The sequence below is a fragment of the Vreelandella sp. 162(4c) genome (assembly GCF_058152265.1).
This window is the reverse complement of record NZ_CM176981.1, coordinates 3,952,830-3,971,208: the sequence shown is the minus strand read 5'-3', so window position 1 is coordinate 3,971,208 and position 18,379 is coordinate 3,952,830. Positions and strand designations below refer to the sequence as shown.

The 18,379-nt window shown below is 54.4% G+C and carries 15 protein-coding genes; 9 read left to right on the top strand and 6 right to left on the bottom strand.

Features of this window, described 5'->3' with window-relative positions:
- Complete coding sequence (locus AC4EYZ_RS18205; RefSeq protein WP_022522312.1) at positions 1 to 591, bottom strand: TetR/AcrR family transcriptional regulator; 591 nt, start codon at positions 589 to 591, stop codon at positions 1 to 3.
- Between the two features lie 409 nt (positions 592 to 1,000).
- Here AC4EYZ_RS18205 and AC4EYZ_RS18200 point away from each other — a divergent pair, with 409 nt between their 5' ends.
- The 6 genes from AC4EYZ_RS18200 (at position 1,001) to AC4EYZ_RS18175 (ending at position 9,599) form a co-directional block, all read left to right on the top strand.
- Positions 1,001 to 2,215: an efflux RND transporter periplasmic adaptor subunit gene (locus AC4EYZ_RS18200; RefSeq protein WP_230803726.1), complete on the top strand. Its 1,215-nt coding sequence runs from the start codon at positions 1,001 to 1,003 to the stop codon at positions 2,213 to 2,215.
- On the top strand, positions 2,212 to 5,337 hold the full coding sequence (locus AC4EYZ_RS18195) for an efflux RND transporter permease subunit (protein WP_342584368.1): 3,126 nt from the start codon (positions 2,212 to 2,214) through the stop codon (positions 5,335 to 5,337). Before AC4EYZ_RS18200 ends, AC4EYZ_RS18195 begins: the two co-directional genes overlap by 4 nt.
- Positions 5,337 to 6,743, top strand: a complete 1,407-nt coding sequence (locus AC4EYZ_RS18190) for an ATP-binding protein (protein ID WP_009287362.1) — start codon at positions 5,337 to 5,339, stop codon at positions 6,741 to 6,743. The genes AC4EYZ_RS18195 and AC4EYZ_RS18190 overlap by 1 nt, the downstream gene beginning before the upstream one ends.
- A gap of 87 nt (positions 6,744 to 6,830) precedes the next feature.
- A complete protein-coding gene (locus tag AC4EYZ_RS18185) occupies positions 6,831 to 7,526 on the top strand; it encodes a response regulator (protein WP_009287363.1) in 696 nt (231 codons plus the stop codon).
- Positions 7,527 to 7,540: 14 nt separating this feature from the next.
- Positions 7,541 to 8,227, top strand: a complete 687-nt coding sequence (locus AC4EYZ_RS18180; RefSeq protein ID WP_009287364.1) for a response regulator transcription factor — start codon at positions 7,541 to 7,543, stop codon at positions 8,225 to 8,227.
- Positions 8,220 to 9,599, top strand: a complete 1,380-nt coding sequence (locus AC4EYZ_RS18175; RefSeq protein WP_009287365.1) for a sensor histidine kinase — start codon at positions 8,220 to 8,222, stop codon at positions 9,597 to 9,599. Before AC4EYZ_RS18180 ends, AC4EYZ_RS18175 begins: the two co-directional genes overlap by 8 nt.
- Here the strand turns inward: AC4EYZ_RS18175 and AC4EYZ_RS18170 are convergent.
- From AC4EYZ_RS18170 to AC4EYZ_RS18155, 4 genes are all read right to left on the bottom strand, one after another.
- Positions 9,592 to 10,602, bottom strand: coding sequence for an AbrB family transcriptional regulator (locus tag AC4EYZ_RS18170; protein WP_039859385.1), 1,011 nt, complete (start codon positions 10,600 to 10,602; stop codon positions 9,592 to 9,594). The two genes, AC4EYZ_RS18175 and AC4EYZ_RS18170, sit on opposite strands and share 8 nt — an antisense overlap.
- Before the next feature lie 21 nt (positions 10,603 to 10,623).
- Positions 10,624 to 12,132: a tripartite tricarboxylate transporter permease gene (locus tag AC4EYZ_RS18165; RefSeq protein WP_009287367.1), complete on the bottom strand. Its 1,509-nt coding sequence runs from the start codon at positions 12,130 to 12,132 to the stop codon at positions 10,624 to 10,626.
- A gap of 9 nt (positions 12,133 to 12,141) precedes the next feature.
- Positions 12,142 to 12,591 (bottom strand): tripartite tricarboxylate transporter TctB family protein, encoded by a 450-nt coding sequence (locus tag AC4EYZ_RS18160; protein WP_027958069.1) that lies wholly within the window; start codon positions 12,589 to 12,591, stop codon positions 12,142 to 12,144.
- Between the two features lie 97 nt (positions 12,592 to 12,688).
- Positions 12,689 to 13,702: a Bug family tripartite tricarboxylate transporter substrate binding protein gene (locus AC4EYZ_RS18155; RefSeq protein ID WP_009287368.1), complete on the bottom strand. Its 1,014-nt coding sequence runs from the start codon at positions 13,700 to 13,702 to the stop codon at positions 12,689 to 12,691.
- A 366-nt stretch (positions 13,703 to 14,068) separates the two neighbouring features.
- Here AC4EYZ_RS18155 and AC4EYZ_RS18150 point away from each other — a divergent pair, with 366 nt between their 5' ends.
- Positions 14,069 to 14,569, top strand: a complete 501-nt coding sequence (locus tag AC4EYZ_RS18150; RefSeq protein ID WP_342584367.1) for a hypothetical protein — start codon at positions 14,069 to 14,071, stop codon at positions 14,567 to 14,569.
- 13 nt (positions 14,570 to 14,582) lie between these two features.
- Here the strand turns inward: AC4EYZ_RS18150 and AC4EYZ_RS18145 are convergent, their stop codons facing one another.
- Entirely contained in the window at positions 14,583 to 15,533 is a 951-nt protein-coding gene (locus tag AC4EYZ_RS18145; RefSeq protein WP_342584366.1) for an alpha/beta hydrolase fold domain-containing protein, read from the bottom strand.
- A 149-nt stretch (positions 15,534 to 15,682) separates the two neighbouring features.
- Here AC4EYZ_RS18145 and AC4EYZ_RS18140 point away from each other — a divergent pair, with 149 nt between their 5' ends.
- Both AC4EYZ_RS18140 and betT read left to right on the top strand, forming a co-directional pair.
- Positions 15,683 to 16,105: a hypothetical protein gene (locus AC4EYZ_RS18140; RefSeq protein ID WP_027958072.1), complete on the top strand. Its 423-nt coding sequence runs from the start codon at positions 15,683 to 15,685 to the stop codon at positions 16,103 to 16,105.
- A gap of 203 nt (positions 16,106 to 16,308) precedes the next feature.
- Positions 16,309 to 18,357 (top strand): choline BCCT transporter BetT, encoded by a 2,049-nt coding sequence (gene betT, locus AC4EYZ_RS18135; RefSeq protein WP_009287370.1) that lies wholly within the window; start codon positions 16,309 to 16,311, stop codon positions 18,355 to 18,357.
- Positions 18,358 to 18,379 lie beyond the last annotated feature (22 nt).

Below are 18,379 nucleotides of genomic sequence, written 5' to 3'. Positions count from 1 at the left end.
TTAAGAGGAAGGCACCAGCACTTGCTGGAACAGAATCTTTTCAAAGTGTTCCATGGGCTCGACGGATTTCAACGTCTTGGCGCGTAGAATAGCGCCTTCCCAGCCGGTAAGAATAAAGCTGGCTAGCGCTTCTGGGGGCGAATGGGTGGCAATATCTCCCCGCGCCTGGGCATCTTCCAGGCAGCGCACAAAACGCTGCTCCCAGCGCTGAAAGACTAGATTTAGCGCATCGCGGAAGGTATCGCTCTGCCCCGAAAGCTCTTGGCCAAGGTTGCCAATCAAACAGCCCGTGGCGTGGTCGCACTCGTGCATATGCTCACGGCCAGCCGCGAAGTAACGTTTTAGACGCTCAAGCGGCGGCGTGTCATTATCTTCCAGCAGCGCCATCAACGTTTCATCATAGCTGGCGGCAAAACGCTCGATCACCGCCAACCCGAAATCTTCTTTGCTGGAAAAGTAGTGATAGAAAGAGCCTTTAGGCACACCGCAGGTTTTTAAAACGGCATTAATGCCCGTTGCGTTGTAGCCTTGCTGACTAATCAGCTGGGCGCCGCTATCGATTAATTTGTCGCGCGTTGCAGTATTTTTCATATGCCTAAAGTAGACCAGTCAGTCTATTGCTTTCAAGTGAGAGAAAGCCAAGTGAATGAAAGCCAATTTGTAAGAGAACCCAATTGTAAGAAAATCTAGCTGTAAGAAAGCCTGGTTAAGTGGCAGTTGCATGTTATTTGCACATTTTTTGACTAATGGCTGCTTAACAATGCGCGATGCTGGGCTTTGTACGAAAACTGACTGCTCTCGCCAATACGGCGTTAAAAATCAACTCGTGCGCGAGTCCGATCAAAATGCTCATTTACACCCGTAAATTCGCACGCGAATCCGATCCTTTTTTCGTTGATTTTTGCCTTATCTAGCCTTCGCTCGGCGACTTTTCGTACAAACCCTAGCATCATACGCTTATTTTTCTGGAATTTTCGCTCCCAATGGATGACGCGCGGTAATGACTCTTTCTCGCTATTACGCTACGAATCAACATGGCCGCATTCGTTTGGGTGCTGTGGTCGCATTATTGATTCTTATTACCACATTGACCCTTGCTTGGTGGATCATTACTCAACCACCGCGTATAGAGCGTACCCCACCGCCTGAGCCTCTGCCTAGTGTGGTAGACGTCGTCACGGTGAATGCCAGTTCCCAGGCACCCAACCTGTACGCTTTTGGGCGTGTTGAAGCAGAGCAGGAGACGATGCTGGCCAGCCGTGTAGCGGGCCAATTGGAGCGTTTTGCTGATAACGTTGTGCCCGGTCAGGTGGTCGAGCAGCAAGCCCCTGTGGCCTATATTGATCAAGCCGACCTGGCACTGAGCCTTGAAGATGCTGAGGCGCAACTAGCCAATGCTCAAGCGCAGCTGGCGCTAGAGCAGGCGGAGCAGCAACGCGCCCGCAGCGAGTACGAATCTTTTGGTCGTCAGCTCTCAGCAGAGCGGCGGTCACTGGTACTACGCGAACCGCAGCTGCGCCAAGCACAGGCCCAAGTCACCCAAGCACGAGTGGCCCGCGACCAAGCGGCTCTGAATGTGGAACGCGCCACTCTCACTGCTCCCTGGCGGGCCATGGTGCAAGAGCGCCTGGTCGGCGCCGGCAGCCTGCTCAGTCAGGGTACAGAAGTAGTCCACTTGGTGGGCGTTGAGCAGTTTTGGGTGCGCGCCTCGCTTCCCAGCGAGTGGACGGAGTGGCTGGAAGCGGGTAGCAGCGTTACGTTAACCAGCCGCGGCTGGCCCGAAGGCGCCACACGCGAAGGACTCCTGGTCTCAATGCTACCCAGCCTTGAAGAGAATGGCCTGCAGGCACAGCTGTTGATTGCGGTTAACGACCCGCTCGCCCTAGAGACCGACGGCCCTGCCCTGCGCCTGGGCGATGTCCTGCGCGCCTCTTTTCAACCGGCTATTCAGGAGCAGCTTATTTCACTACCTTCTGCGGCTCTCCGCCCGGGTGACGTAGCGTGGCGGGTAGATGAAGAGAATCGTTTACGCCGAACGCCGGTCACCCTGGCTTATCGCGGGGAAGATGATGCTTTGATTCGGGGCGGCTTGGAAACCGGCCAGCAGGTCGTCACCGCGGGCTTGGCCCAGCCCAGAGAAGGCCAGCTAGTGCGCATTCGTCACCCCAACGACACCCCGGCTCAAGCAGGAGATGGACCGGGAGATGAATCATGAAGGTACCACGCGGCCCATTGGCTTGGATGGTAGATCACGGGGTAGCCCCCAACTTATTGATGGTGCTGTTTATCGTCGGCGGCCTAATGGCGTCGCTAGCGATTAAAAAGGAAGTGTTTCCTGAATTCGACATCGAAGTCGTGCAAGTCACTATCAGCTACCCTGGCGCCACGCCGGAGGATGTGGAACAGAGCCTGCTGCTACCGGTGGAAGCCGCGATTTCCGATGTAGAGGGCATCGACGAGCTGACCGCGACGGCCAGTGAAGGCAGCGCCAGCGTCTACGCAACGCTGATTGATGGTGTGGATGTGATGCGCGCCTATCAGGATATCCAGCAGGCGGTGAACGCCATCACAACCCTACCCAGCGCTGCCGATCCACCCCGCTTTACCCTCGCGGGGCGCTCCCGCAGCGTGTTGAGCCTACAGGTTTACGGCCAAGTCGGTCTGGAAGCACTGCACAACGCGGCCGAAGACGTGCGCGGTGAACTGCAAGCCACTCCCGGCATCTCCCGTGCGGAGCTATCCGGCAACCGCGAGCGAGAGATTCAAGTCCACTTGGACGAAGAGGCCATCGAGCGCTATGGCCTTGATCACCAGGAACTTGCCAACCGCATTGCCGAAGAAGCCCTTGACCTTGCTAGTGGCCAGCTCACAACGGAAGAAGGTGAGTGGCTGATTCGCTATCAGGGGCGGCGTAACAGCGCCGAGGCCTTTGCCGAGCTGCCGATTCTGACCAGCACCCAGGGGGCGCCGATTACCCTGGGCGAGATCGCCAGAGTCAGCGATGGCTTTGCCGAAACCGACCGAGAGGAGTTTTATAACGGCCAGCCCGGTCTCTCTGTGGATGTTTACCAGATTGGTGATCAAACCCCGACCAGTATTTCGGAAGCGGTCAACGGTGAGCTTGAGCGCCTACGCGCAGGTATGCCAGAAGGCGTCAGCCTGGATATTTCCCGCGACAGCTCAGAAGTTTACGAAGATCGTCTTAGCCTGCTGTTAAAAAACGCCTGGATGGGGCTAGCGCTGGTATTGGTACTCATGGCGCTATTTTTGGAAGCGCGGTTGGCGTTCTGGGTCACCCTGGGCATTCCAACGGCGTTTCTGGGTGCTATGCTGTTTCTGCCCTGGATCGGCGTCTCGCTCAACATGATGTCGATGTTCGCCTTTATTATCGCCCTGGGGATCGTGGTAGATGACGCCATTATCGTTGGTGAGAATATCTACAGCTACCGGGAAGAGGGTTACTCACTGCGCGATGCGGCGGTCAAAGGTGCCAGCGAAATTGCCACCCCGCTAACCTTCGCGATTCTGTCCAATATCGTCGCCTTCCTGCCGCTGCTATTTTTACCCGGCTTTTTGGGGCTGATTTTTGCCACCGTGCCGGTAGTGGTGGTCACGGTATTCTTGATCTCCTGGCTGGAAGCCTTGGTGATTCTACCCGCTCACCTGGCGCATAGTCGCAAACCGCGCCAAACCCCGGCGTGGCAGCGTCCCCTTGAAGCACTGCGCCAGCGCCTTCAGGGGGGCCTGCACCACTTTACTTATCACCAGTTCGAACCGTTCCTGCAACGCGCCCTCAATCAGCGCCTGCTCAGTGTTTCGCTGGGCATCGCGATTCTGTTGATCGCGCTCTCCTGGGCGATGAGTGGGCGTTTGGGCTTTTCCCTGATGCCACGGGTCGAATCGGATCAGGTGCAGGCCACGGTCACCCTGCCCATTGGCAGCAATATCAACGTTAGCCGCGAGCTTAGCCAACAGTTGCTCGACGCCGCCGATGCCCTCAGCGAGCGCGAAGAGACACTTAGCTTCAGCAGCTCACGCAGCCGCTTAGATGGCGAAAGTTTGGAAGTGCGTTTGGATATTGCCAGCGAGAGCCTGGAAGCGTGGCCACCCTCGCGTATCGCCCGGGAGTGGCGTGATCTCACCGGCGATTTACTCGGCGCCCAGTCGGTGCGTTTTGAAGCCGATGTCGGCGGGCCCGGTAGCGGCGCGGCACTCAGCCTACGTCTTTCGCACCCGGATACTCAGGTGCTGGAAGCCGCCGCCGAACGCTTAGCGGAAACGCTGGGCGGCTATGGCCTCACAGATATCGACAGCGGCCTTGGTGACGGTAAACCGCAGTTAGAGATGCGTCTTTCGGCCGAAGGCCGCGCCTTGGGGCTCACGGGTAATAATCTAGCCCAAGCCCTGCGCGGGCCACTCCAGGGCGCCACCGCGCTTGAACAGTACGTGGGGCGCAGCGAAATCAGCGTTGAGGTACGTTTACCCACCGACAACCGCGACAGTTTGAATGAGCTCTACCGCATGCCGGTGCGCACACCTGATGGGCTGAGTGTACCGCTATCGCGAGTGGCCGACATTACCATCAGCCAAGCCTCTAGCAGCCTTGAACGCATTAACGGGCGGCGGATTATTACCGTTACCGCTGACTCGGAAAGCGATGTGGCCATCAATCAAGTGCTCGCCACGCTCCAGGAAGAGGAGTTTCCCAGTCTGGAAGCGACCTGGCCGGGGTTGGAAGTCAGCATGGGGGGCCGTCAGCAGGATACCGCCGACAATTTAGCCACGCTAAGAACTTCCATGTGGTTAATGATTGCCGCGCTCTATGCACTGCTGGCGATCCCGTTTAGAAGCTACCTACAACCACTGCTGGTGCTGGCCGCGATCCCCTTTGGCATTGTTGGTGCCGTCGCTGGACATATGATCATGGGCTTCGGGCTATCCATCATTAGCCTGCTGGGTATGCTGGCGCTCTCAGGCGTGGTCATTAACGACGCCTTGGTGCTGATTGATTACGCCAACCGCAAACGCCGTGAGGGCATGGCCGCCCGGGAAGCCATTGTGGCAGCAGCCACCCGCCGCTTACGCCCAATAATGATGACCACGCTGACGACCTTTCTAGGTCTGGCACCGATGATCTTGGAAACGTCCAGACAAGCGCGCTTTATGATCCCCATGGCGATCTCGCTCGGCTTCGGTATGCTTTTCGCCACAGTGATACTGCTGATCCTGGTGCCCTGCCTCTATTTAGGCATGGAGAATGTTCGCGAGCGGCTCAGCGCGCCACGCCAACCGACACTAGATAAAAACCCTAGCCAAGAAGAAGAAGGAGCCCACTGATGGCCTTGCTCACAGCCATACGTCAATGGCGCCCCTCTCGGCTGGGGCTCAAGCTGTTCGTGATTATTCTCAGTGTCAATGTAGCGATCTCAGCGAGTATGTTTCTTGCTGTCTCGTACAGTATTGACCGCGGCTTTCTCGACTACCTCAACCAGGCCCAGGAACGCCGTGCCACACTGCTGGCTGACGGCCTCGTGACTCGCTGGGAAACCCAGCAGAGCTGGGGATGGCTGGAGCAGTCACCGGAACGCTGGCCGTATATTGTCCGCTTTGAACTGGGTCAGGAGCATAGTGACCGCCCTTCGCCACTCGGTGAGGCGCGGGACTTCACCCTGCGCGCAGCGGATGGCCGTTTTGTGGTGCTCCCCAGGAGCGGGCGCGAAGGTTCGGGCAGTTGGCATTGGCTCACCCTTCGCAGCGGCGATACCGATATCGGCTCGCTGGGTTTTCGGCCGCCCCGAGAAATGATGGAGCGTATGGAGAGCCGCTTCCTTGAGCGCCAACAGCGTAACTTGGTGCTTATCGTGATATCACTCTGCGTTGCCTCACTGCTACTGGCAGGCGGGCTCTCCTGGTGGCTGGGGCGACGCACTCGGGCACTGGCGGGCGCCACGCTGCGGCTTACCGAGGGCGACTATCGCACTCGACTGCCTGAACGCGGTCGCGATGAGCTATCGCGCCTGGCACGCGACTTCAACGTATTGGCGGCAACGCTGGAGGCCAGCCGCGATGCCCGCGCCCGCTGGGTTTCTGATACCGCCCACGAGCTGCGCACGCCGCTGGCGGTGCTGCGCGGCGAAATCGAAGCCATGCAGGATGGGATTCGTCCATTGAATCAGGAGAACCTTAGCTCCCTCGCCCAGGAAGTGGGGCAGCTAGAGCGTTTAGTGGCGGATTTACGCTTGCTATCGCAAAGCGATGCTGGCGCGCTGGATATTCAGCTGGCGCCGATGGATCTTAGCGACTGCCTTGCCAGCCGCCTGTCCGACGCCGACCGCTGGTTAGTCGAAAGCGGTTTAACGCTGACCGAACAGATCGAGCCTGGCATTATGATTCGTGGCGATGCCCAACGCCTGCGCCAGCTGTGGAACAACCTGTTGGATAACAGCTGCGCTTATACCCAGCCGCCGGGAGAGCTACGCGTCACGCTTACCGCTCAGCAGGGAATGGCCGTAGTCATCTGGGAAGACAGTACGCCAGGCGTGCCGGAAGGTGAATTAGCCCGCTTGACCGAGCGGCTCTATCGCGTTGAAGGCTCGCGCAGCCGTGCCAGTGGCGGCAGCGGTTTAGGACTCTCAATTGCCAGCGCCCTGGTTAATGCCCACGGCGCAACGCTGACACCCTCTAGCTCAACGCTAGGTGGGCTACGCTGGACGCTACGTTTTCCGCTGTTGGCTGCTGATTAATATTTCCGGGATTAGTGTCACCAAAACTGATAGTACAAGAACCGTTACGCCCTGCTTTTACGTTCACTGTTAAGCGAGTCTACCGCTATGTCTGATGCTGCCTCTTTACTGATTGTTGAGGATGAACCGAAGATTGCCCGCCTAATGACGGACTACTTAACCACTCATGGTTTTGAGGTGACGACCTTAGGCCATGGCGATGAGGTAATGCCGTGGCTGGAGCAACACTCCCCCGCTTTGGTGCTGCTCGATATCATGCTACCAGGCAAAGATGGCCTCACCCTAAGCCGGGAAATTCGTCAAAAGTGGCCGACCATTGCGATCATTATGGTCACCGCCAAGGTAGAAGAGGTGGATCGCTTGCTGGGGCTAGAGCTGGGTGCCGATGACTACATCTGCAAGCCATTCAGCCCCCGGGAAGTAGTCGCCCGGGTGAAGGCGGTGCTGCGCCGCAGCCAAGCAGTCGCCGATGCCCCAACCAAGGTGCAAAACGCCCCCGTGGTATTAAACGAAGACGGCTGGCAAGCGCTCGCCCACGGGCAGGATTTAGGCCTAACGGCGGTGGAGTTTCAACTGCTGCGGGTGATGATGCAGGCGCCAGGACGTATCTTCAGCCGCGAACAGCTGATGGATCACATGTATCGCGACAACCGCATCGTCTCGGAGCGCACCGTAGACAGCCACATCAAAAAGCTGCGCAAGAAGATCCACGAAGCGCTTCCGGAGCTGGAGATCATCCGTTCTGTCTATGGCGTAGGGTATAAGTACCAGCCGGAGGGATAACAACAGGACTGCTTATGAAGGCGCTTGTAGTAGAAGACAACGTTAATTTAGCCAACTCTATTGCAGCCACACTTAGCGAGGCTGCCTTTAGCATTGATGTCGCCGACGATGGCAGAAAAGCACTCCATATGCTTGAACAGGGCGGATACGACCTGTTGGTGTTGGATCTTGGCCTGCCTGAATTGGATGGCATCTCCCTACTACGCACATTACGCCACCAGCAGGATACGATCCCTGTCTTGATTATTTCGGCACGCGACAGCCTGGATCAGCGCATACATGGTCTTGAAGTGGGCGCAGACGACTATCTATGCAAGCCTTTTTCGTTGGAAGAAGTTACTGCACGTGCCCGTGCGTTAGTGCGGCGTGCCAAGCACTTTGGCGGAGAAACGCTGCAGTGTGGGCGCTTAGAGTTTTTACCCGATGCCATGGAGCTTCGGCTTGATGGCAAACCCTTGCTGTTGCATCGCCGCGAGTTAGAAGTCATGGAGTACCTGCTGATAAACCAAAATCGCCTCGTTAATAAGGATCAAATTATCGACCGACTATCTACCTCCGATGAGTCGGTCAGCTACGCCGCAGTGGAAACTTACATCTCCCGGATTCGTAAAAAAATTGGCTACGATTTCGGCTTAAAAACGGTACGCGGCCTGGGCTATTACCTGGAATCTAAAGAAGTGAAAGCCCCTGATTATGAATAAACGCCAATCGATCCGCAGTCGGCTGCTTTTATGGATTGGACTGCCTTTCACCGCCCTCGCGATCTTGGCATTGATCTCTAGTCACCTGCTGCTGTCTCGCCAAATTAATGCCACCTTTGATGACCTGCTACTTAATGCAGCTCAGAGACTGGAGCGTCGAATTTACACAGCGGATGGTGAGCTACGCATCAATATGCACTATTTCAGCATCAGTACACTTGGCAGCAGAGGTGAAGGAAAAATTTTCTATCGCATTAAAGAAAATGACGGAGACATAATCGCAGGCTTTAGCGGTTTGACAGATCCACCCCAAACGTCGCATGAGCCAATTTTTTATGATGTAGATTATGCGGGCAATGCTTTAAGAGCTGTTGCGCTCACCCTTCCGTTCCGGCGCGGAGGCGAACCGGTAGACATTGAAGTCGTCGTCGCCGAATCAAAGGAAGCCCGCCACACCCTTACCAACGACTTCATGATAACGCTCACAGGATTAATGGTCGTTACAGGATTACTAGCAATTTCAATTGCACTTTTAGCCATTCACCTTGGGTTAGCACCTCTTAACGCGGTTAGCCAAGCCTTGCGACAACGTTCACCGAATGACTTGCATGCATTGGATGATGCAGCCCCAAAAGAGATCCTGCCGCTAATCCAGAGTATTAATCATTTAATGCAGCGTATGCGGCGCAGTATTGAAAGCACTCAGCAGCTCAATGCTGATGTCTCGCATCAGCTTAGAACACCGGTCTCAGAGATTCGCGCTTTAACGGAAATGTCGCTTAAAGACCCCTCGCAATCACCCGCTCATACTAGCCTGCGAGAGATTCAACGCATCGCTGAACATGCCAGTCATACCGTTAAGCAACTGCTTAAATACGCCAAGACACGCAGCGAATTAGTCGATACGTCTCATCTCGAAAGTGTCGATTTAATCGCCATTTGCCATGATGCCTGTGCCCAGACTGCCCCTAATATTTATAAACAAAGCCAAGAACTCGCCTTTGATCAACATAAAGCAATACCTAACATTTTGGGCGACCCCATTATGCTGCGCTGGTTGGTGACCAATCTCATCGAAAATGCCAGCGTGCATGCGGGTGGCAGCATGGCCTATAGAGGCGTTATAACCGTTGCACTAACGGCTGACACGCGCCAAGTAACGTTAACGGTTAGCGATGAGGGTACCGGCGTGGAGGAAGCGCAGCTTTCCAAATTGACGGAGCGCTTTTTCCGCCACAACAAACATACGCCTGGAAGCGGATTAGGGCTGGCCATTGTGGAACAAATTGCAACGACGCACTCTGCCCGACTGGCGTTAACGAATCGGCCCCAGGGCGGCTTTGAGGTCACGGTGACTTTCCCCGCTATTTAAGCGGCTGATTGACTATCCGCAGCATTAGCGGGGTCATAAAGATCAATAGCAGTAGGCGCAGTATGTGGTGAGAAACAACATAGACTGGGTCGATACCCATCACCATGGCGATCACCGCCATTTCTCCTACTCCACCAGGAATTAACGCAAGCAGGACGGCAACGAAGGCTAGCTGAGTAAAACTTGAAACCAACCATGCCATTAGCGCCGCTACCACCAACGCAAATAGGGCAAATGTAATCCCATAGCGCCCCATGCTGACTACCTGCGACCACTGAGTTCCTGAAAAACGCGAGCCTACAGAAGCCCCCAGCACCAGAAATGCAGCAAGCACTACCCCAGTCGGCAGGGAGTAATCAAATCCAAGGTTAGCAATAATGGCCCCTGCGGCCATGGGCCCTAAAAACTCAGGCAGGGGAATTCTTAACAAGCGCGCTAACCACCAACATAGTGGTGCCAATAACAGAGGCAAGATATCGACTAAGGCTAGCGCTGATGGCGAACTGGCAAGCGCCACATCATCAACAAAAAAACTCGCCACGAAAGCCGCACCCGAGACCACGGTGACTAAGCGTAGTGAGTGAGAGATGGCGATCCAACGTAAATCTCCATTTGCACGTTCAGCCAGCACCAGCGCTGAATTCATACTCCCTGGGTACGAGCAAAAAATAGCATTCATCCGCCCTACTCTTGCTCGGTTAAAAATCCAGAACCCGCCGATCAACATTAGTCCCATATAAACCAGCATTGCCAGCACACTGGGGTACCACAAAACCAATCCTACGAGCTCATCTGCTTGGATTCGACTCCCGATAAATAGCCCTAGCAGTGCGATGGCGGTGCGGTGTACGCGCTTATCGACACCTGTTTTCACCCCCATCAGTGATAAGCCCATCACCATAAACAGAGACCCAAGCATCCAAGCCAAGGGCAATGAAAAAAGGGTGGCAAACCAGCCACCCATAAAACCCAAGCCAACGGTAATGACAGTTCTTTTCAACATTTCAAATTCTGAATTCAGGAATCATAGCTGAGCAGCCTCTTGACGCGCTTTAAGCCGCTTCATTACAGGCTGGCTAAATAGTGAGATCAGCAGTAAGGCAAAAATAGCCAGCGTTACTGGGCGCTCAAAAACGTACGTAATGTCGCCACCACTGATTTGATAGGAGTGAAGTAGTGATTTTTCAGCCAACGATCCTAATAGCATGCCGATCACGGCAGCGGGTACGGAGTAGCCGTAGTGGCGAAATATCCAACCGATCACCGCAAACACCAGCACCGTAGCGGGCCCAGTCATATTGCCGGTTAGCCCGAAGGATCCCATTACCGCCAGCACCAACACAGAAGGAATCAAGTAGCGCATGGGCACTTTGACGATATTGGCCAAGAGAGGAATAAACAGTAAGCCGATGATCACCAGTAGAAACACCTGGGCAAAGTTAGCGAAGATAATCGCGTAAACCACATCCGTTTGCTGGCGAATAAACTGCGGGCCGCCAGTGATGTTATGCATAGCAAAAGCCGCTAACATTACTGCTGTAGCGCCACCGCCGGGAATTCCTAGTGCCAGCAGTGTTGCCATCGAGCCCCCTTCGGAGCTGCTGTTAGCCGCCTCAGATGCCACGACCCCTTTCGGATTGCCCTTCCCAAATGAATCGGGATCCCGGTCACGGCGCTTAGTTTCTATGTAAGAGAGCAGGTTAGACACGGATGAGCCCACACCAGGAACCGCCCCGACCAACACCCCGATCAAACCACCCCGAATCATCACAACAGGGTAGCGCATCGCCATTCTGCAACCTTCGAAGATCTCGCTCACCTTGACCTTACGGGCATCGGCGGATTCAACGATGAAGCCCTTGTTGGCCAGCTTAAATAGCTCAGAGGCCGCAAACATACCCATCATGGCAGGGATAACAGGCACGCCGTCCAACAGGTAAGTCTGCCCCATCGTACCGCGTGCCAAGCCGATTTCGCTAAACCCAATCGTCCCGACTAACAGGCCAACAAACCCTGCAATCAAGCCTTTAAGCACCTGTTCGCCTTTTAAGCTCGCGATCAGCGTCATCCCCCAGAGAATCACTACAAACATCTCTGCTGGCCCCAATCTCAGCACCATGTAGGAAAGCGGTTGTATCATAAAGAACAGCACCACGTAGCCCATCAGCGCGCCAATCACCGAGGAGGCTAACGCGACGCCTAACGCCTGGTTATGCTGCCCCTTCCGCGCCATGGGGTAACCATCAAACGCGGTAGCGATTGCCGAAGAGGTACCCGGAATATTCATCAGAATGGCTGGGATACCGGCACCAAATGAGCCGCCAGTAAAAATAGCGGTAAGGAACAACATGGCTTGAATAAAGTCCATGTACATGGTCATTGGCAGGAAAATGGCCATAGCCATTGATATCTGCAGGCCTGGCGTTGCGCCAAAAATAAGCCCGAGTACGATACCCGGCACTACCACCAACCAAGGGCCAAAATTAGAAAAAAGCAGATCAAAACTCTGCCCTACTGCGCCAAAATCAATCATGGTATCTCCTCAGCTTGGAAGCAGCAGCAGTGTCATCGGGTACGGCAGCATCTGCGAGAAAAAGAACGCGACACTCAGCCCAAAAACGACGCTATAGCCACCTACCAACAACCAATTGCGCTCCCCCTTAAGGATCAGGAAAAGCGCCAGAAACGCTACGGTGGCAATATCAAAGCCTATCGCTTCAAGCGACATTACATAGGCGGCGAAGAGGCCCACAACAGGTAATGTTTTATGCAGCGGTTCTTCTTCAGAGGAGCGAAACAGCGAGCCGTGTTTAATACGCAGGATCAACTCGAGTGCAATAATCGCTAACACGATAACGGCAAGTGGCAGTATAAGCAGCAGGTTTTGCGGTGTGGCGGATACGCGAATGGCATCTAATAAATACCATAGTGTAAAGCCAGCCAGACCCATGAGAACGATAAAGTCCCCATAGTCACGTTTACATTCAGACATGGTAAAACCCCATACTGGCCCCTCATTAATGTGAGGGGCCAGCTATCATGGAAGGATTCGTTCGGAAAAGCTGTTCGGAAAAACCTGGTCGTGAAAACTAGTTAAGCAGGTGAGCGTACTTTTCAAACACCTGATAGTTTTCGCGCATCAGCTCGTTGGAGCGCTCTGGGCCTACCCAAACGCCGCCCATTTCGTTGCGCTCGAGCTGCTCTTGAACATCTTTGCGGGCAAGCGCACTTTGAATAGCCGAGGAGATCTTCTCGAAACGCTCAGGATGCTGGCGCTCCATTTCACTGGTCACTGCAAAGCCGCGCATTGAGCCCTGAAGAACGGGCACCTCAAGATTCATCGGTGCCAGCGCTTCATTGATAGGGAGTGCATCCCACTGTTCAATGCGCTCATCACTTACGATCGCCAACGGGGTTAAGAACTCACGGATTCCCTCACTGCCCTGGGCACTAATAGAGACGAAATCCACCTGCCCACCCGCTACCGCTGAACGGGCTTCACCGCCGCTGTTATAGGTCACCAAGTTGAGGTTATCTTGGGGAATGCCTGCCTCATCAAGTAGCAAGCGCACCATTAAGTGACCAGCAGAACCTTGAACCACCGCGCCACGTACTTGACCCTCTTCTTCGCGGATCGCTTCAAGCAGGCTTGGCAGGTCTTCATAGCCGCTGTCTTTATTTGCAGCGATTAGATCCAAATCAAACCACTGGAAGTTGATATAAGAAAAGTCGTCGACACTAAACTCTGCATCACCAGTAAGGATCGAGTTGGTTAAGTAGGGAGCAAACGTCGAGGCATAGACGGTATAACCATCATCAGGCACGTTAAGAACGTAATTAGAAGCAACCTGAGTGCCCGCACCGGGGCGATTAGTTACTTGTACCGGTACACCTAGCTCTTCGGAAATAGGCCCTGACATCATGCGGGTCATACGATCCGCGCTTCCGCCGGTGCCAAAACCTACTACCATATTGAGCGGTCGAGAGGGAAAGTCGTCAGCTACAGCAGGAAGCGCCATTGATAAAGAGGCAATGGCGGCCGTTGCCCCTACCAGTATCGATTTGATATTAAACGATAAGGAAGCACTGGAAGTGTTAAGCATAGCGTGGCTCTCTTTTTATAGGTTTGTTTGGTTTTCGACACAGATCTTACCTTGTGTGCTTAAGACGCTACCCCACGAAACTGTCACCAACCTTGCATAAAGTAAGAACGCAACTAAAGTCTAACCCCTGCTAACTACCTGCCGATTAAGAAACGTGATGCCTGCATCAATGGTCATGCAGCAATGATGGCTATCCCTATTGCACTGACTTCCAGGTCACCTGGGTGTTCCTTAGCGTAAGCTAAAGTATTGTCTCGGGCTGTCGATAACACTATTAGCCTGCTTTGAACCTATTTCTCTAAGCAAGCCTGTGTAGCCGCGGTCGCGCCTGCTTAAAATAGCCCTTAACACTAACGAGAGATTGCCATGACCATCTCTTTACCTACCGGAAGTGCTTCTTTAGACGCACATCCTTTACGTAGTGAGCCGTTAAATGCCGAGAAGGTAACAACTACACCGGTCACTTCTAACGCCGCCCAGGAAGAAGCCAACACCAGCATTCATTTGGATCTTTCGCCCGTGGCTAGAGGCATCGCCTCAGCTTCAGAAAAGGCTGGTAACACACAGGAAGCGAAGAACACCAAAATCGATGAAAGCGATCTCCCGCAGGAGATTAAAGAACTACTAAAGCGAATTGTTGAATATAGAGAAAAGTTAAAGGAGAAACAGCAGGAACTTGAAGATGTTATGCGCGACAAGTCCCTAAACGATGAACAACGCCAAGCAAAACTCGACGCCCTGCAACAGGAAATCAGTAGCCTCAATAATTCGCTTCAAGAGGCTATGAGCCAACTAAGCAAACTCGTCACTCAGATGGATCTTGATGATGGCGCTGTTATCGAAATGATGTCATTGGCCATGTCTTGATGACGTATAACCGTTAAGGATTGACCTGCCGATTAAGAAACGCAATGCCTGCATCAATGGCGCCGCCACGGAATAGAAAGCTGGCGAAGTGGCCGCGCCAGCGCTGCAGATACAGCTCGCTCTCGATGTTATTTTCCTGCAGGGCTTGATAGAAGTCCGTGGCGTGATCCACCGGCACCAGTTGATCCCACTTGCCGTGGAACAGAAAAAATGGCGGCGTCTGCGGAGTAATTTGCCGTGCGGGAGAGGCTAGGCGATACGCTTCGTTTTCTTCAGCGCGGGTACCGCCGATAAAGTCGACGACTAAGCGTCCATCGTCAAACTTAAGCAAATCACTAGGTAGTCCTCCTGCCAATACTGCAGCCAAACGGCTCTGCTCACCGCCGTAAGGTTCAGCCAGCGGCCCCTCTACTCCCGCCACTGCCAGCAAACTCACTAAATGCGCCCCCGATGAAAACCCCACCCCGACAATACGGCTCGTATCCACCTGCCACCTATCGGCATTGGCGTGAATCCAGGCCATCGCCTGTTGCAAGTCGTGCAGTTGGCTGGGGAAGCGATACTCCGGCGCAAAGCGGTGCTCAATATTAACCGCCACATAGCCTTGCCCTGCTAAGCGCTCAGCGATGCCCTGCATATCTTCCGGTGTGCGATTACGCCAGCCGCCTCCATGCACAACTAAGGCAGCAGGTCGCAACCCACCGAGCGAGTCGTCGGGTAGATAAACATCAGCTGTTAACGCCTGGAGCCACTCTTCAGGCGTATAAGTGGCAGGTGACAAGCGCGTAAAAGGCTGGGGTTCGCGCAGCGCATTGCTCTCAATCGCAGGCTCACCCTGGCTAACGTGTTGGGCAGCGCTACAAGCACTCAGCATTAAGGCAATGGCCCCCAGGCCAGTCACGCGGCGGAGAGAGGTAAACGCGCAACGCTGCTGCCATACGCGAAGTTGCTCGGTTCGCGACATGATGCTTCTCCTTGAAAAGTAGGTGACCCCTCACCTAGCAACTACGACCTGCAACAAGCCAATAAGATCATGATTGTTGCACACTATCTGCAAACGGTTTGCACGTCACCTAGCGATACTGTCATCGTCAACTCATCAGGAGAGTACTTATGAACGTTTCAAGTGCTAGGAAAATGTCAATTCGCCAACTGTTCGCCCCCGCCCTGCTGGCTATCGCCATTGCTCCATTAGCGTTTACCGCTCAAGCAAATAGCCACGGTGACCATGAAGGGCAAGGCCCTGATCGCGAACGCATGGAAGAGCGCATGGAGGAGCGTCGCCAGGAAGTGTACGAGCGTGCAGATATCTCAGCAGAGAAACAGGCAGAGCTTAACGAAGCACACGCTGAACATCGCGAAGCCATGCAGGCACTGCGTGAAGAGCATCACGAACGGGTAGCTGAAATTCTCACAGAAGAAGAGCAGCAAGCACTGCGCAACGCCATGCAAGAAGCCCATGAAGAGTATCGTGGCAAGCACGGCAAACGTGGCCATCACGATGGTAATAGTGACGAAAACGCCGACAGCGAATAAACGCAGGCCAAGCCTCAAACCTTGATCCAACGCCCGGTTTTCCGGGCGTTTTTGTGTCTGCGCTTTCATCAGCACGCTGATAACTCCACGCTAATTCAACCCAAATAGGAAGGTTAACTTGAAGGGGGACACTTAATCGCGTATTTTATTTGAACGTTCATTCAAAATAAAAATTCATCTTTCAACAACAGGAGTCCGCCTGCATGGCGAAAGACAACCCCATCCTCCCCTCCCGCGACCGCCTCAATCCCGTGGTTTTCCACGGCAGTGTGGCGGGTATCGTTATCTTTTTAGTACTCACCATGCTGTTCACCGAGCAAGCCGGTGCTTTTTTTGATGCCGGGCTTGCCTGGGTCAGCAAAACCTTTGGCTGGTACTACATGCTGGCGATTGTTGCCTACCTGGTCTTTGTGGTTGCTATTGGCATGTCACGCTTTGGCAGTATTCGCCTAGGGCCCGACCACTCCCGGCCCGAGTTTTCGCTGCTCTCATGGTCAGCCATGCTGTTTGCCGCGGGTATCGGGATCGACCTGCTGTTTTTCAGCGTTGCCGAGCCAGTGGCCCACTATTTGGCACCGCCGGATTTAACCCCGGAGAGCCAAGCTGCGATGCGTAACGCCGTCGTCCAAACCTATCTGCACTGGGGGCTCTCCGGCTGGGGGCTGTACGTGTTGATGGGTATGGCGCTGGCCTACTTTAGCTACCGCCATCGCCTGCCGCTAGCGATCCGCAGCGCGCTCTACCCAATTCTAGGGAAGCGTATCCACGGCCCCATTGGCAACGCAGTGGACATTACCGCGGTTATTTCTACCGTGTTCGGCATTGCTACCAGCCTGGGTATCGGGGTGATGCAGCTCAACTACGGCCTCACCTATATGTTCGGCGTGCCGGAAACGCTCACCGTGCAGGTGATTTTGATTGTACTGGTGGTGGTATTAGCAACGATTTCTGTGGTGACCGGCGTTGAGAAAGGCATTCGCCGCCTCTCTGAGTTCAATATGCTGCTGGCATTGGCGCTGATGCTGTTTGTGCTCTTTTCAGGCGACACCCTGGTACTGCTGGATAAGGTGGTCAATAACGCCGGTGATTATCTATCCGGTTTTGTCGCTGCAAGCTTTGACACCTACGCCTTTGCCGATGAAGGCGCCCAAGAGTGGAAGATGTGGTGGACGATCTTCTTCTGGGGCTGGTGGATTGCCTGGACACCGTTTGTGGGTCTGTTCCTGGCACGTATCTCCCGCGGCCGCACCATTCGTGAATTTGTCGCAGGCGCCTTGTTTATTCCGCTGGCCTTTATGATGGTGTGGATGTCGGTATTTGGTAACAGCGGCATTGAGCTGGTGGCCAACCAGGGCGTTGTCGAACTGGGTGAACAGGCTCTGAACACCCCACAAACAACGCTCTACACGCTGCTTGAGTACTACCCCTATGTCGGCCTAACTGCGGCGGTTGTCACCGTGCTGGGTATCGTGTTCTTTATTACCTCAGCGGACTCCGGTGCACTGGTACTGGCCAACTTCACCTCTATTTTGAGCGACGTGAACCACGATGCGCCGGTGAAACTGCGTATTTTCTGGTCTGCGACGATAGGGTTGATCACCATTGCTCTGCTGATGGCCGGAGGCTTGAACGCACTACAGAGTGCCGTCGTTATAACCGCACTGCCCTTCTCAGTGGTGATTTTCGCGGTAATGGTGGGCATGTATAAAGCGCTGAAACTTGAAGGTAGCAAAGCCGATGCACGCCGCATGATTGCTGGTGGTGCCCCCGGTGGTGACTGGCGAGAGCGCCTGGATCGCGCCCTGGATACCTCTAATCGTGCGGGTGCCGCTGCGACGATCGAGCACTCCATTCGCCCAGCGATGACCCAGTTTGCTCAGGAGCTTGAAAGCCGTGGTCAAACCGCCAATGTGACCGAAGAGCATGTCGAGGGCGAGTCGCTACCGAACCTGACGCTCCAGGTCGACTTCGGTGACGCCACCAGCTTTGTCTACCAAGTGTGTCCGCACCGTATGCGCACACCAAGCTTCATCCCTGCCGATGATGACTTCTATGTACGTCTGGATGTCTACCTGGCGGAAGGTGGACAAGATAAAGACCTTAACGGTTATACCCGTGGTCAGGTGATTGGTGATTTGGTGGCTGAGTATGAGCGCCACTTACACTTCCTCACCTTGGCCGGTGAGCAGATGGGTCATGTTCAGGCAATGCCTGGCACCATCGGCGAACCGCCTGAAGACTCGCAGATATAAGTAAGCATCTGCGCTTAGCCTA

Excerpts from the sequence above, each read along its gene's own strand:
- AC4EYZ_RS18200 (WP_230803726.1), top strand. The coding sequence starts at position 1,001 with ATGACTCTTTCTCGCTATTACGCTACGAATCAACATGGCCGCATTCGT.
- AC4EYZ_RS18170 (WP_039859385.1), bottom strand. The coding sequence starts at position 10,602 with ATGTTGAAAAGAACTGTCATTACCGTTGGCTTGGGTTTTATGGGTGGC.
- AC4EYZ_RS18175 (WP_009287365.1), top strand. The coding sequence starts at position 8,220 with ATGAATAAACGCCAATCGATCCGCAGTCGGCTGCTTTTATGGATTGGA.
- AC4EYZ_RS18140 (WP_027958072.1), top strand. The coding sequence starts at position 15,683 with ATGAACGTTTCAAGTGCTAGGAAAATGTCAATTCGCCAACTGTTCGCC.
- AC4EYZ_RS18150 (WP_342584367.1), top strand. The coding sequence starts at position 14,069 with ATGACCATCTCTTTACCTACCGGAAGTGCTTCTTTAGACGCACATCCT.
- AC4EYZ_RS18205 (WP_022522312.1), bottom strand. The coding sequence starts at position 591 with ATGAAAAATACTGCAACGCGCGACAAATTAATCGATAGCGGCGCCCAG.
- AC4EYZ_RS18160 (WP_027958069.1), bottom strand. The coding sequence starts at position 12,591 with ATGTCTGAATGTAAACGTGACTATGGGGACTTTATCGTTCTCATGGGT.
- AC4EYZ_RS18185 (WP_009287363.1), top strand. The coding sequence starts at position 6,831 with ATGTCTGATGCTGCCTCTTTACTGATTGTTGAGGATGAACCGAAGATT.
- AC4EYZ_RS18180 (WP_009287364.1), top strand. The coding sequence starts at position 7,541 with ATGAAGGCGCTTGTAGTAGAAGACAACGTTAATTTAGCCAACTCTATT.
- AC4EYZ_RS18190 (WP_009287362.1), top strand. The coding sequence starts at position 5,337 with ATGGCCTTGCTCACAGCCATACGTCAATGGCGCCCCTCTCGGCTGGGG.
- betT (WP_009287370.1), top strand. The coding sequence starts at position 16,309 with ATGGCGAAAGACAACCCCATCCTCCCCTCCCGCGACCGCCTCAATCCC.
- AC4EYZ_RS18145 (WP_342584366.1), bottom strand. The coding sequence starts at position 15,533 with ATGTCGCGAACCGAGCAACTTCGCGTATGGCAGCAGCGTTGCGCGTTT.
- AC4EYZ_RS18195 (WP_342584368.1), top strand. The coding sequence starts at position 2,212 with ATGAAGGTACCACGCGGCCCATTGGCTTGGATGGTAGATCACGGGGTA.
- AC4EYZ_RS18165 (WP_009287367.1), bottom strand. The coding sequence starts at position 12,132 with ATGATTGATTTTGGCGCAGTAGGGCAGAGTTTTGATCTGCTTTTTTCT.
- AC4EYZ_RS18155 (WP_009287368.1), bottom strand. The coding sequence starts at position 13,702 with ATGCTTAACACTTCCAGTGCTTCCTTATCGTTTAATATCAAATCGATA.